The sequence below is a fragment of the Peptidiphaga sp. genome (assembly GCF_057238965.1).
This window is the reverse complement of the sequence record NZ_DBHHEV010000074.1, coordinates 1-12,403: the sequence shown is the minus strand read 5'-3', so window position 1 is coordinate 12,403 and position 12,403 is coordinate 1. Positions and strand designations below refer to the sequence as shown.

The window sequence follows — 12,403 nt, the reverse complement described above, 5'->3', positions numbered from 1 at the left end:
CCCGCCAGGGTGTGGGAGAGTAGGACACCGCCGCCTGCACACCACAAAGGGGGGGCCCGCCACGGCCCCCCCTTTCCCGCACACACACCGCCACACCGCCCCCCACACACGCACGGCCACACGCACCCCCCACACGCGCACAGCCACATACACGCGCACAGCCACACACGGCCACACCGGCCACCGTGAACCCCACACGCACGGGGGCCACACGGCCACACACGCAAACACAGCATGAGCACACAGGTTGATGCGGTAGGGTACGAGACGTGCGTTTAACCCGATACTTCACGCTTGTTATCGCTATTCTCAGCACTGCGGGCTGTGCTCTCGGAGCGCGACTGGCATCGATTCCCGGTTCGACGTCGGGCGGTGCAGCCGCATTTCAGGACTCTCAGATCAAACGGCCTAAGCCGGGTTCTTCCTTCCAGATTGAGCTCGCCTCCTACACGGGGAACGTCGCGGCCCAGGTTGTAGATGTGGACCCGGAAGACGTCACGTCCGATCAGATCCGCGAGCTTCGAGCCAGAGGCGTGTACCCTGTCTGCTACGTCAACGTCGGTGCGTGGGAAGACTGGCGAGCTGATGCGGATCTGTTCCCAAAGGAAGTCATAGGGAAAGGCTATCCGAATTTGCCGGGCGCACATTGGCTCAATGCCAGCAAACAGAACGAGTTTTTCCACTTGATGGAAAGCCGGATCAAAGTATGCGCGGACAAGGGCTTTCTCGGAGTGGACGCAGACAACGTCGACGGTTGGAAGCACGACACTGGCTTTCGAATAACGGACCAAGAAGAAGCTCGCTACATTGAAAGACTTTCAGCCACGGCGCACAACCAGGGATTGGCCTTCTCACTGAGGAACAATCTTGAACAAATCGATCATCTCATTGGCAACATCGATATGGCCATAGTTGAAGACTGTCACGGAGGGGAAGCCTGCAAGCACTGGTCAACAGTCCTTGGAGACGGCAAAGCCGTTTTCGTCATTGAGTACAGCGACGAAAGCTTTGCTCAATGCAAAGACGATCCACCAGGAATGACCACTATTCGCAAGACTATGAGACTCGACTCTTGGGTCAAAGATTGTTCGGGCAAAGAACAGTCGTAGGGGGCAAACGCCGTAAAAGGCGTGCGGGCACATTAGGAACGTGCCCCCGGGTCTTGTTGGGCATTCGTTCCTCTACTTCAGTTTTAATTCGCAGCGAACGCCTGCGGAGGTCGTTGCTCTCTCGCTGCCGAAGCGGAAGCGGATGCGAAGACGCGTGGTGCGTGCCGGCAAGGGGTCGGCGTGGAACCTTGGTTTGCCAAGGTCCCACGCCATGCCGTTGTCTAACCGAGCATGTCCTTGTCTAGCCGAGCCTGTGTCTACTTGAGCAGCTTCGTGGTCAGCCATACTGCGAAGGCAACGAGCGGCACAAAACTTATGATCCTCACAGGCAGTTCCATTTTAGGCAGCCACCAGATGTAGATCATCGTGATCAACGTTGCCGCCCAAATCCCGGCGACCGACACTGCGGGCGGGACCGCGGAAATGAAGCATAGGCCGATAGCGGCAAGGATGATCCCGCTCGTCGCGAAGGACATGAATCTGGAATCGGTTAAATTGGGGCGGAACAAGGTCGCCCCCCAAATGACCGTGAGGACGCCGACAATTGCCAGGCAATAGCCCAGAATGCTTAGTCCGTTCATCGTAGTTCCTTTCGATTTGTTCATGGCGTTTCCTGTCTGTTATGAATGAATGGAATCTATTGTTCATTCACCCTGGGGTGGAAAGGGTCTAGTCCTTTGTGAAGCCTTTGCCTCTTGTGGAGATGCTTGCGCATCCGGCATTGCGCAGTTCGCCCCGGGGCGGCCTCGTCGTTAGGAGGCCCTTTTAAGGTCGGGCGCAGCGATCGCGCGGGAACCCGGTCGGCTCCGTTGTTAGAGCGGCATCCCGGAAGTTGGAAGGCGTCTGTTAGAAGAGCCCCTTGACGAAGTATGCGGCAAGGGTCTCGAGCGCCTGCCCGACGCCTGGAAAATCCTTTTCGGTTACGTGTGTGTCCACGTAGATCACGAGTTCGCACGCTCGCAGGACCTTGCGGGACTTTTCTTCGTCAAACCCGGCGTCGCGCATCCAGCTTTCGAATGTTGCGAGAAGGAAATGCAGGAAGAAGTCTTCCTTTCCATCGCCTGCACGGTAGTGCTCGCGCAGGCGTTTGCCGATGGCGGGGCTGTTCCACTCGGACAGTATCCTGTTGGCGGACATGCGCTTGAAGATGTAGTCGAAAATCGTGGGGATCACTTCCGTCGGATCGGCGGACCAGTCGATCTCGTTCACCATCTCGGCGCGAATCCGGTTGTTTTCTTCGGTGTATATTTCTAGGAAGATGGCCTCCTTCGACGGGTAGCAGTTGTAGAAGCTTCCGACGGCGATGTGGGCGTCGCGGCAGATGTCGGAGATGCTCGTCGCCTTGTAGCCCTTCTCGGCAAAGCTGCGCTTCGCCGCTCGCTGCAGGGCTTGTTTCATGTTGTCCACGGAATGCCTTACTCACGGTCCCTCGAGATGGGGTGAATGAATATCTTCAACTGTTCATTCACATCCTAGGCCACACCAAGTCACCCGTCAAGGCGAGCGTGCGGCGCTCGGGAATGCGCGGCTCGCGAGGGGCGGCGGGCAATTGCAAAGCGTTTTTCGGAGGCGCTGCGGGCATGGATGGCTTATCATTCCAGAGGTTGTCTACTACAGGAGGATTGCGGTGGCGCAAGCAATCGGGTTTGACCGAGAACGATACATTTCGATGCAGTCCGAGCATATCGGCGAGCGGCGTCGGAAGATCGGAGGGAAGCTGTACCTCGAAATGGGAGGCAAGCTTTTTGACGACATGCACGCTTCTCGCGTCCTGCCGGGGTTCACCCCTGACAATAAGATCGCGATGCTCGAGAGGCTGCGAGACGAACTTGAAATCGTCGTCGCCGTCAATGCCAATCTACTGGCCAAAGTCAGAGCGGATCTCGGAATCTCCTATCAGGAGGACGTGCTCCGGCTGGTGGACGTCTTCCGTGAAAGGGGCTTCCTCGTCGAGAACGTCGTGCTCACTCAAATGGAGGATGACAACGCGCCGGCAAAGACGTTCAAGAGGCGGATGGAGCGCCTCGGCCTGAAGGTTGCCCAGCATCGGCGCATCGAGGGGTATCCGAGCAACACGAAGCTCATCGTGTCCGACGAAGGCTTTGGGAAGAACGATTACGTCGAAACGAGCAGGGACCTTATCGTCGTCACTGCGCCCGGGCCTGGATCGGGAAAGCTCGCAACGTGCCTGTCACAGCTCTTTCATGAGAATCGCAGAGGGATCAAGGCCGGATATGCGAAGTTCGAGACATTCCCCATTTGGAACCTTCCCCTCGGCCATCCAGTCAATGTGGCCTACGAGGCGGCCACGGCCGACCTTGAAGACGTCAACCTCATCGATCCCTTCCACTTGCAGGCTTACGACGAGCAGGTGGTCAGCTACAACCGCGACGTCGAAGTGTTTCCTCTGCTGGTGACACTGCTTCGGGAAATCGCCGGCGAATCGCCGTACCAGTCGCCCACCGACATGGGCGTCAACATGGCGGGCTACTGCATCAGCGACGACGCCGTTTGCCGCGAAGCAGGGAAGCAGGAAATCATTCGACGCTACTACAAGGCCTTGGTCGATGAGCGGCGAGCGGAAGCCGATCCGGTGGTCTCCGGGCGCATTGCGCTCATCATGGGGCGGCTGGGCCTGGCCAAGGAAGACCGCGTCGTCGTCGAACCCGCTTTGAAGAAAGCGGAGGCCACGGGCGGGCCGGCTTCCGCGATCGAACTGCCCGACGGGCAGATCATCACAGGCAAAACCTCGGGGCTCCTCGGATGCTCGGCGGCCATGCTCTTGAATGCGCTCAAGGTTTTGGCCGGGATCGAGGACGACGTCGACCTTCTGGCTCGCGAGTCCATTGAGCCGATCCAAACCCTCAAAACCGAGCACCTTGGCAGCAGGAACCCAAGGCTCCACACCGACGAAGTGCTCATCGCCCTGTCGGTGTCCGCGACGCGCGACGAAAACGCGCGCAAGGCCCTGGACGAGCTGCGCAACCTCCGAGGCTGCGACGTTCACACGACGACAATCCTTGGTTCCGTGGACGAGGGGATCTTCAGGAACCTGGGGGTGCTCGTGACGTCCGAGCCGGTCTACCAGAGGAAATCTCTTTACCGCAAGCGTTGAGAACGCCGCGAGGGGCGGGTGCGTCGGAGCGGCGGCGGCCCTTTTTCTGCGACGCAATGACGCCCAGGATTTCTTCGATTCGGGGTAAAAACGTCCCTGAGGCCAAATGGCCGCGACGGCGCGCAGACCTTCCAAACTTTCCAGTTTGAAGGTAAGGTTCCACTTACAACAGGCGGCCGAATCGGGTAGTGTGCCCTGTAGGAGACGCGTGTCGCTAAGGAGGGTGTGATGGCGTCGAAGACTCCGGTGATCTCACCCGCGGGAGTCCGCGCTTCGTGCATAGTCGCAGTGCTGAGAATGGCGAGCGCCGTATTCGCCGGCGCCGCGCTGGTCGGCGTCGCCGGCATTGCAGACGGGCGGGAGAGTTTCGCCGGTCCTCTGGCCTGTGCCTGTGCAGCCGGCCTTGCGGCATTCGCCGAGATCCTTTTCGGGGGGCATGCGGCTCGAGCTGAAGAACGGCGTATCCGGCGAAGTCTGCTCTCACGTCTTTTTGCCTCCCGAAGTCGAGAAGATTCGGGGGCGCACGCGGTTCAGCTGCTGACCGACAATGTCGAAAGGGCGACCGAGTACCGCCAGATCTATTTAGGATCGACTCTTGCCGCCTTGCTGATACCCTTCGTCGTTCTCGCTTACATTTCAGTTTCGTTCGATCCTGTTCTCGGATTGACGGTCATGGCTCTATGTCCGCTCATTCCCGTTCTGCTCGCTGTTTTCATGCGTTTCTTCAGGAAGACGTCGGCTAAATCGCGCAAGGAGCGCGCGGTTTTGGCCGGAAAGTATCTCGACGCCATTCGCAACCTCGTGACGATACGTCTGCTTGGCGCCGGGGCTCGAATTGAACGCCAGCTCAAAGACCGGGGAGAGCGCAACCGCGGGGCCATCATGAAACTGCTCGCGGGCAACCAGCTTGTCATCATCGTGGTGGACGGCCTCTTCTCTCTCATTCTCATCTGTGCGACGTGCACGCTGGCCGTTGTCCGCTTCAACGCCGGCGCAGTGACGGCTTCGCAGGTTCTCGCAACGGTGCTTCTGACTGCCCTTCTCATCGAACCGCTTGCGCAGGTCGCTGGATTTTTCTACATCGGAATGGGGGGAATCGCCTCCCAACGCGCGATAAGGGCCTATATCGACAATCACTCGGATCCGAGTGCGGAGGGTGCGGCGGCGAAGAGCGGCGCGGCCGGCGACGCCGGCGCGAGCGGCGACCTCGGCGCGGAAGGCGACGCAGGCAAGGGCGGGGGGCCTGGCGCGGTTGGCGGAGTCGGCTGCCCCGTCGTCGTGCAAAATGTGAGCTTTGACTACGGGCGCGGAGAGGTCCTCCACGGAGTCGATCTCGCTGTCCCATTGGGAAGCAAAATCGCCGTCGTCGGCCGTTCGGGCGGCGGCAAGTCGACGCTCATGGGGCTTATGGGCGGGATGCTCCGGCCTGCCCGCGGGAGCGTGCTGATCGACGGCAAGAACCTCGCTTTTGCGAGCGCCGAGGAGGCAGCCGCTTTGACGGCCCGAGTGGCGCAGACGACGTGGCTTTTCACAGGCACGATTGCCGACAATCTTCGCCTGGCGAAGGAAGACGCGACCCCGGAGGAAATGTGGAACGCCCTCCGGGGTGCACAGATCGCCGATGAGATTGAACGGATGCCCGAGGGAATCGACACTGACGTGGGCGAGCAAGGCGCATTCCTCTCAGGAGGCCAGGCTCAGAGGATTTCCATCGCGCGCGCCCTGCTTTCCGGGCGGCGAATCCTCCTTTTGGACGAACCGACGTCGCAGGTCGACATCGAATCCGAAGCCAGAATCGTCGATGCTCTGCGTTCCTTGGGCCGCGACCTGACCGTGGTTCTCGTGACCCACAGATCTGCGCTGCTTGACGTCGCAGACAAAGTGTATGAAATGAAGGACGGCATGCTGTTCGAATGCGCGGAGAAAACGCTGTGAGCGCCGACGGTCCGGGGCTTGAAGAGGCGGCAAACGGCGAGTCGGCAAGGAAAGGGAGCGTTCTCTCTGCGAAGCGCGCCGAGGTCCGGGAGAGTCGGGACGACGCGGGGCGGGCCGAGCCGACCACGCGCGAGCTCGTCAGATGGCTGACCTCGCAGACGCGGCCCGTCCACGGACCGCTCTTCGTTTCGACGCTTCTTCGCATCGTCAATCTCAGCCTTGACGTGGTGCTCTTCGGGCTCGCCGCTGCCGGCGCCGTCTCTTCCGTCCAAGGAAAAGGCCTCGGAACCTATCTTCCCGCGCTCGTGCTCGTAGCCATGGCCAAGGCCGCCGCATATTATCTGGAACAGCTCACAGGGCATTATGTGGCCTTCAAGGCACTGGAACTGTTGAGAACCATGGTTTTCTCCAACCTGTGGCCCAAGGCACCTGCGATTGTCGGGGCAACGCGCTCCGGCGACGTGCTCGCGAGCCTCACGCGCGACGTCGACCGAATCGAGGTCGTTTACGCCCACACGTTCGCCCCGGTCGTTTCAGCGCTCGTCGTCCCGCCCGTTTTCGTGGTTGGCGCCGGGCTTGCGGCAGGGTGGCAGGCCATCGCGATTCCTGCGGTGTGCGTCGCGCTGGCTTTGACGGTCGTCCCGTTCTCCGGCTTGCGCGCTTCTATGCGGGCGACGCGGCGCACCCTCGAGCTGCGGCGAGAACTGGCCCATCACGTCACGGACAGCGTGTTTGGGGCCGAAGAAGTCGTCGGATACGGGCGTCAGCTCAGGCGATTGGAGGAGACGGACGCCTTGGGGCGCTCGATCGGGCAGTCGGCGGGAATCGCACGCCGTGCAAACGCCTTTCGCAGGGGCGCGAACGTCTTCCTTGCCCTGGCAAGCTCCATCGGCGCGGCGGCGGCCGCGACGTCGCAGGGGTGCCCGCCTGTGACGGTCGCCGCCCTCGCGGTCGAAGACGCGGCAGGCTACCTCGACCACTCGCTGGCGGCCGCTCGACGTCTGTGGGAGATATGCCACGAGCCTCCCCGAGTGGCAGACGGGCAAGAGACCCTTGAGCTTGCAGGCCCCGCCGAAGTGAGCTTCAAAGGCGTCAGCTATACGTATGCCGGATCTCCTGCGCCCGCCCTTTCGGATTTCTGTCTGGACGTCGCCGCAGGAGGGCACGTCGTCCTCGTCGGCCCGTCAGGCTCGGGAAAAACGACGGCTGCTTCCCTCCTTTTGCGCTACGACGACCCCGACGCCGGCGAAGTGTTGCTCGGCGGAACTCCCGTCAGCCGCTACACGCTCGATTCATTGCGGCGCTGCGTCGTCGGCGTGTTCCAGAAGTGCGAGCTTCTCGACGCGAGCATTCTCGAGAATGTGACGTTGGGCATACCCGATGCGAGCGAGGAAGAAGTGTGGAACGCGCTTGAAATCGCGTGTTTGGCCGACGAGGTCCGTCAGATGCCCGACGGGCTGGCCACCGGCGTCGGCGTGGCGGGCCGCGAACTTTCGGGGGGCCAGGCCCAAAGGCTGTGCCTGGCCCGCGCGCTCCTCATGCGCCCCAAGATCTTGGTCCTCGACGAATTCACCGCCAATCTCAACGCGGAGCTTCAAACCAAAGTGCGCGCCAATCTGCGGAAAATTCCGTGTACGATCCTCGAGATCACCCACCGCCTCGACGCCGTCGCCGAAGCGGACTTCATTCTCCTCCTTGATCGCGGACGCACGGTCGCTTCGGGCCCTCTCGATGCGATCGAAAGCGAAGGGTCTTTGAGGGACTTCTTCACGAAAAACCTCTGACGGGTTTCGCTTCTCCCTCCCAAGATAGTAAGGTAAGCAACGCCTAACTTAGTTCGAGGAGGGGTTCCATGCTCAGCGCCTTTGTCATTGCTCTGAGAGAGGGCGTCGAGGCGTCGCTTATCGTCGGCATTCTGGTGGCCTACCTTGTCAAGGCTGGACGCAAGGACGTCTTGAAATACCTGTGGATCGGCGTCGCGGTGGCCGTCGCCGTTCCTGCGGGCGCCGGGGCCTTCATGACGTGGGGCCCGTCCACATTGACCTTTGAGGCTCAGGAGATCATCGGCGGAACGCTCTCGCTCATCGCCGTTGGTTTTGTCACGTGGATGATTTTTTGGATGGGAAAGAATGCGCGCACTCTTTCCAAAGAGCTCCGCAAGGCGGCGGACAGCGCCCTGCAGGGAGGGTCTGCGATGGGGATCGCATGGGTCGCCATCCTCGCAGTCGGCAGAGAGGGCCTCGAGACCGCGCTGTTCATATGGCCGACAGTCAAGTCTGGGATCGAAAACGGAAACGGCGCGGCTCCGATCGCCGGGCTCGTTTTGGGGCTTGTGGCCGCCGTCGTCATCGGGTACCTCGCCTACAAAGGATCCGTCGTCATCAATCTCAGGTCTTTCTTCACGGTGACGGGTTGCCTCCTCATCGTCATGGCCGCGGGAATAGTCGCATACGGGCTCAAAGACCTCCAAGAGTCCGGATTGATTCCGGGACATGGACACACCGTCTACGACTTCACCGAGGCGATCGCGGACCACGCATCGTCGTGGTGGTTTAGTCTCCTCGACGCCTTCTTCCAGCTAAAAGTCCTCATGGGCCCCACGCTCTTGCAGATCCTCGGTTGGGCCGTCTATCTCATCGTGTGCCTGCCGCTGTTCGCACGGCAGGTGCGCGGAAAGTCCTCTGTTTCAAACCAGGTAAGGAACAACAATGCGTAAGTTGCTATCTTCGGCTGCCGCTGCAGCCGTTCTGCTTGCCGGCTGTGTGTCGAACGACAACGCCTCCGGCAAGGGCGGGTCGAGCGGCGCCCAGAGACTCAGCGTGACCATCGCCGACGACAAGTGCGACGTCTCGGCGGAGAAGACGGAATCCGGCAGGGTCGTCTTCACCCTCAAGAACGAGGGCACGGTCAAGAACGAGTTTGAGATTCTGGCCCCGGACAAGCTTCGAATCGTCGGCGAGCGGGAGAACCTTGCCCCCGGAACCACCGTGAAGTACACCGTTGTGCTGGAGCCCGGCAGCTATTACACGGCCTGCAAAAAGAACATGGTAGGCGCGTTGGTCGGGGCGAAGAAGTTCACGGTCAGCGACTCGGGCAAGAAAGTCGAGGCCAGCGGCGACGAGAAGAAGCTCCAAGAGCAGGCCGTTTCGAACTACAACGCCTACAACCGCGACCAGGCCGGCCAGCTCCTCGAGAAGACGAAGGCGTTTGCCGAGGCGTACAAGGCGGGCGACCTCGACAAGGCGCGCTCCCTCTATGCCGCGACCCGTCAGCACTACGAGAGGATCGAGCCGACGGCTGAGAAGTTCGGCGACCTAGATCCGGCCCTCGACGAGCGCGAGGCCGATTGGCAGGAGACGGAAGACAAAGACACCCGCGCGTGGAAGGGGTGGCACTACATCGAGAAAGACCTCTGGCGCCCCGACGGCTTCGAGGGGCTGAACGACGAGCAGAGGGCGAAGGCCTCCGAGCAGCTCGTCGCAGACACCCAGAAGCTTTACGATCTGGTATACGCCAAGGACTTCTCCATCAAGCTCGCCGACATTTCGAACGGCGCCATCAACCTGCTCGAGGAAGTCGCAACCACGAAGATCACGGGCGAGGAGGAAGCCTTCTCCCACACCGATCTGTGGGACTTCCAGGCGAATGTCGAAGGCGCCAAGGTCGCCTACGGCAACGTCGAGGCAATCGCCAAGAAGAAAGATCCGGCGCTGGCCAAGGAGATTTCCAAGCGCTTCGACCAGCTTCAGGCCGAGCCTGACAAGTACAAGCAGGGCGACGGCTACGTCTACTACGACAAGCTCAACGAGGACCAGCGCAAGCAGCTTTCCAACTCCGTCAACGCCCTGCGCAAGCCGCTGGCCAAGCTGACCGAGGCGATCCTCAAAGACGCCGGGGAATCGACGTCTAAGAAATAAGGAAGGCTCGAAGCAATGAGTTCCGAGGATTCGGAGTTTGAGCCTTCCGAGGTTTCCGAGCCTGAGGAAGAGGCGCCCCGAGGAGTGAGCCGCCGCGCGGTGCTCCTCGGGGGCGGCCTCGCCGCACTCGGCCTCGGCGCGGGCGCAGCCGTCGGCTATCCGTTCGGGCGCTCCAGCGGCGTCGAAGAAGGCGAGAAGAAGGCCGACGTCGATGCGGTGCGATACCCGTTCCGCGGCAAGCATCAGAGCGGCATCGTCACTCCGCAGCAGCAGCAGATGCACACGGCGGCCTACGACGTCACGACGAAATCTCGCGAGGACCTCATCGAGCTTCTCAAGGACTGGACGCTTGCGGCCGAGAAGCTCATGGCCGGGGAACTCGTCAACCCGATGAAGTCTTTCAAGGAGGTCCCGCCCGACGACACGGGCGAGACCATGAACTTGGGCCCTTCGGGCTTGACGATCACCTTCGGCTTCGGCTCGACCCTGTTCAGGACCGCCGACGGCGTCGACCGGTTCGGCATCGCAAACAAAAAGCCGGAGCTTCTTCTCGCCGAAATTCCGCGCATGTCCGCGGAGAAACTCGATCAGGCCAGGTGCGGCGGAGACCTCGTCGTCCAAGCGTGCGCCGAAGATCCCATGGTCGCCATGCACGCGATCCACAATCTCTCGCGAATCGCCTTCGGGAGGGCCTCGGTCCGCTGGAGCCAGCTCGGCTACGGGCGGACGTCGTCGACGTCGAAGTCGCAGGCGACTCCCCGCAACCTTTTCGGCTTCAAGGACGGGACGAACAACATCAAGTCCGACGAAACGGACTATCTCTCCGAGAGCCTCTGGATTCAAAAGGGCGACCCGAACGGGGACGTTTGGGAGGGCGGCGCCTACATGGCATGCCGCAAGATCAAAATGATGATGGAGGTGTGGGACGACCTCGTCCTCTCCGAGCAGGAAAACATCATCGGCCGCGACAAGATCGAGGGCGCCCCGCTGTCAGGCGGCAAGGAGTTCACCTCCCCGAACTTCAAGAAGAAGGACGAGAAGGGCGAAACCGTCATCGACAAAGAGTCGCACATGGCGCTCATGCACCCTGACCACAACTCGGGGCACAGAATGCTCCGGCGCGGCTACAACTTCATGGAGGGGTCGGACAGCCTGGGGCGGCTCCAGGGCGGTCTGTTCTTCATCGCCTTCGTGCGCAACCCCGAGAACAACTTCATACGGATCCTCAGGAAGATGTCGAGCGACCTGCTGACGGAGTACCTGCAGACCACGGCCTCAGCGCTGTTCGTGATTCCGCCCGGGATCAAGGAGGGGGACGAGTACGTAGGGCAGGCTTTGTTCTCTTAAGACCAAGAGTATGCTTGTGGCGTTGTTCTTTTGGAAGGAAACCAATGCCGCAGCTGCGATCCGCTACGTCCACCACCGGACGGAACATGGCCGGCGCCCGCGCGCTCTGGCGCGCCACCGGGATGAAAGGCTCCGATTTCGGCAAGCCGATCATCGCCGTCGCCAACTCCTACACGGGTTTCGTCCCCGGCCACGTCCATCTGAAAAACATGGGTTCGCTCGTGTGCGAAGCCATCGCCGAGGCCGGAGGCGTGGGGCGCGAGTTCAACACCATCGCCGTCGACGACGGCATCGCCATGGGCCATTCGGGCATGTTGTACTCGCTTCCCTCCCGCGAGGTCATCGCCGACTCGGTCGAGTACATGGTCAACGCTCACACGGCGGACGCGCTTGTATGCATATCGAATTGCGACAAGATCACGCCGGGGATGCTCATGGCGGCCCTTCGGCTCAACATCCCCGCCATTTTCGTTTCCGGCGGACCCATGGAATCGGGGGCGCCGGTCGACGGCGTCATCGAGCACCGCACCGATTTGATCGACGCCATCGCACTGTCCGCCGACGACGAGCTGAGCGACGATCAGCTCGGACTCGTCGAGGAAAGCGCGTGTCCGACGTGCGGCTCGTGCTCGGGCATGTTCACGGCCAATTCCATGAACTGCCTGACCGAGGCCCTCGGACTCTCGCTCCCTGGAAACGGCTCAACCCTTGCAACGGCGCGCCGCCGCCGCGACCTGTTCGTGGAGGCCGGGCGGCGCATCGTCGATCTGTGCAAGCGATACTACGGGCGGGACGACGACTCGGTGCTTCCCCGCAGCATCGCCACCCGTGACGCGTTCCTCAACGCCATGTCGATGGACATCGCCATGGGAGGGTCCACGAACACGATCCTCCACACCCTCGCCGCCGCGCAGGAGGGCGAGGTCGACTTCAGCCTGCGCGACATCGACGACCTCTCCCGCAAGGTGCCGTGCCTGGCG

Annotated in this window: 10 protein-coding genes; 8 read left to right on the top strand and 2 right to left on the bottom strand. The window is 61.4% G+C overall.

The genetic code is table 11. The features are described 5' to 3' along the window. Positions 1-269: 269 nt before the first annotated feature. Positions 270-1,109 carry an endo alpha-1,4 polygalactosaminidase gene (locus ACO48X_RS08775; protein WP_485001706.1) on the top strand — a complete coding sequence of 280 codons (840 nt, stop codon included), beginning with the start codon at positions 270-272 and terminating at the stop codon, positions 1,107-1,109. A gap of 257 nt (positions 1,110-1,366) precedes the next feature. Here ACO48X_RS08775 and ACO48X_RS08770 read toward each other — a convergent pair whose 3' ends face one another. Next, complete coding sequence (locus tag ACO48X_RS08770; RefSeq protein ID WP_485001705.1) at positions 1,367-1,690, bottom strand: hypothetical protein; 324 nt, start codon at positions 1,688-1,690, stop codon at positions 1,367-1,369. A 265-nt stretch (positions 1,691-1,955) separates the two neighbouring features. Then, positions 1,956-2,507, bottom strand: coding sequence for a TetR/AcrR family transcriptional regulator (locus ACO48X_RS08765; RefSeq protein WP_485001709.1), 552 nt, complete (start codon positions 2,505-2,507; stop codon positions 1,956-1,958). Between the two features lie 271 nt (positions 2,508-2,778). Here ACO48X_RS08765 and ACO48X_RS08760 point away from each other — a divergent pair, with 271 nt between their 5' ends. The 7 genes from ACO48X_RS08760 to ACO48X_RS08730 all read left to right on the top strand — a co-directional run. After that, entirely contained in the window at positions 2,779-4,224 is a 1,446-nt protein-coding gene (locus ACO48X_RS08760) for a DUF1846 domain-containing protein (RefSeq protein ID WP_485001708.1), read from the top strand. Positions 4,225-4,452: 228 nt separating this feature from the next. Next, the gene (locus tag ACO48X_RS08755; RefSeq protein ID WP_485001704.1) at positions 4,453-6,159 is read left to right on the top strand and encodes an ATP-binding cassette domain-containing protein; all 1,707 of its coding nucleotides are present in this window, start codon (positions 4,453-4,455) and stop codon (positions 6,157-6,159) included. Further along, positions 6,138-7,943 (top strand): amino acid ABC transporter ATP-binding/permease protein, encoded by a 1,806-nt coding sequence (locus ACO48X_RS08750; protein WP_485001702.1) that lies wholly within the window; start codon positions 6,138-6,140, stop codon positions 7,941-7,943. Before ACO48X_RS08755 ends, ACO48X_RS08750 begins: the two co-directional genes overlap by 22 nt. A gap of 68 nt (positions 7,944-8,011) precedes the next feature. Further along, positions 8,012-8,875: an iron uptake transporter permease EfeU gene (efeU, locus tag ACO48X_RS08745; RefSeq protein WP_485001701.1), complete on the top strand. Its 864-nt coding sequence runs from the start codon at positions 8,012-8,014 to the stop codon at positions 8,873-8,875. Beyond that, positions 8,868-10,076, top strand: coding sequence for an iron uptake system protein EfeO (efeO, locus tag ACO48X_RS08740; protein ID WP_485001700.1), 1,209 nt, complete (start codon positions 8,868-8,870; stop codon positions 10,074-10,076). Before efeU ends, efeO begins: the two co-directional genes overlap by 8 nt. Positions 10,077-10,091: 15 nt before the next feature. Further along, positions 10,092-11,423, top strand: coding sequence for an iron uptake transporter deferrochelatase/peroxidase subunit (efeB, locus tag ACO48X_RS08735; RefSeq protein ID WP_485001699.1), 1,332 nt, complete (start codon positions 10,092-10,094; stop codon positions 11,421-11,423). Positions 11,424-11,509: 86 nt separating this feature from the next. Continuing rightward, a partial coding sequence (locus ACO48X_RS08730) for a dihydroxy-acid dehydratase domain-containing protein (protein ID WP_485001707.1) occupies positions 11,510-12,403 on the top strand: 894 nt, incomplete at its 3' end.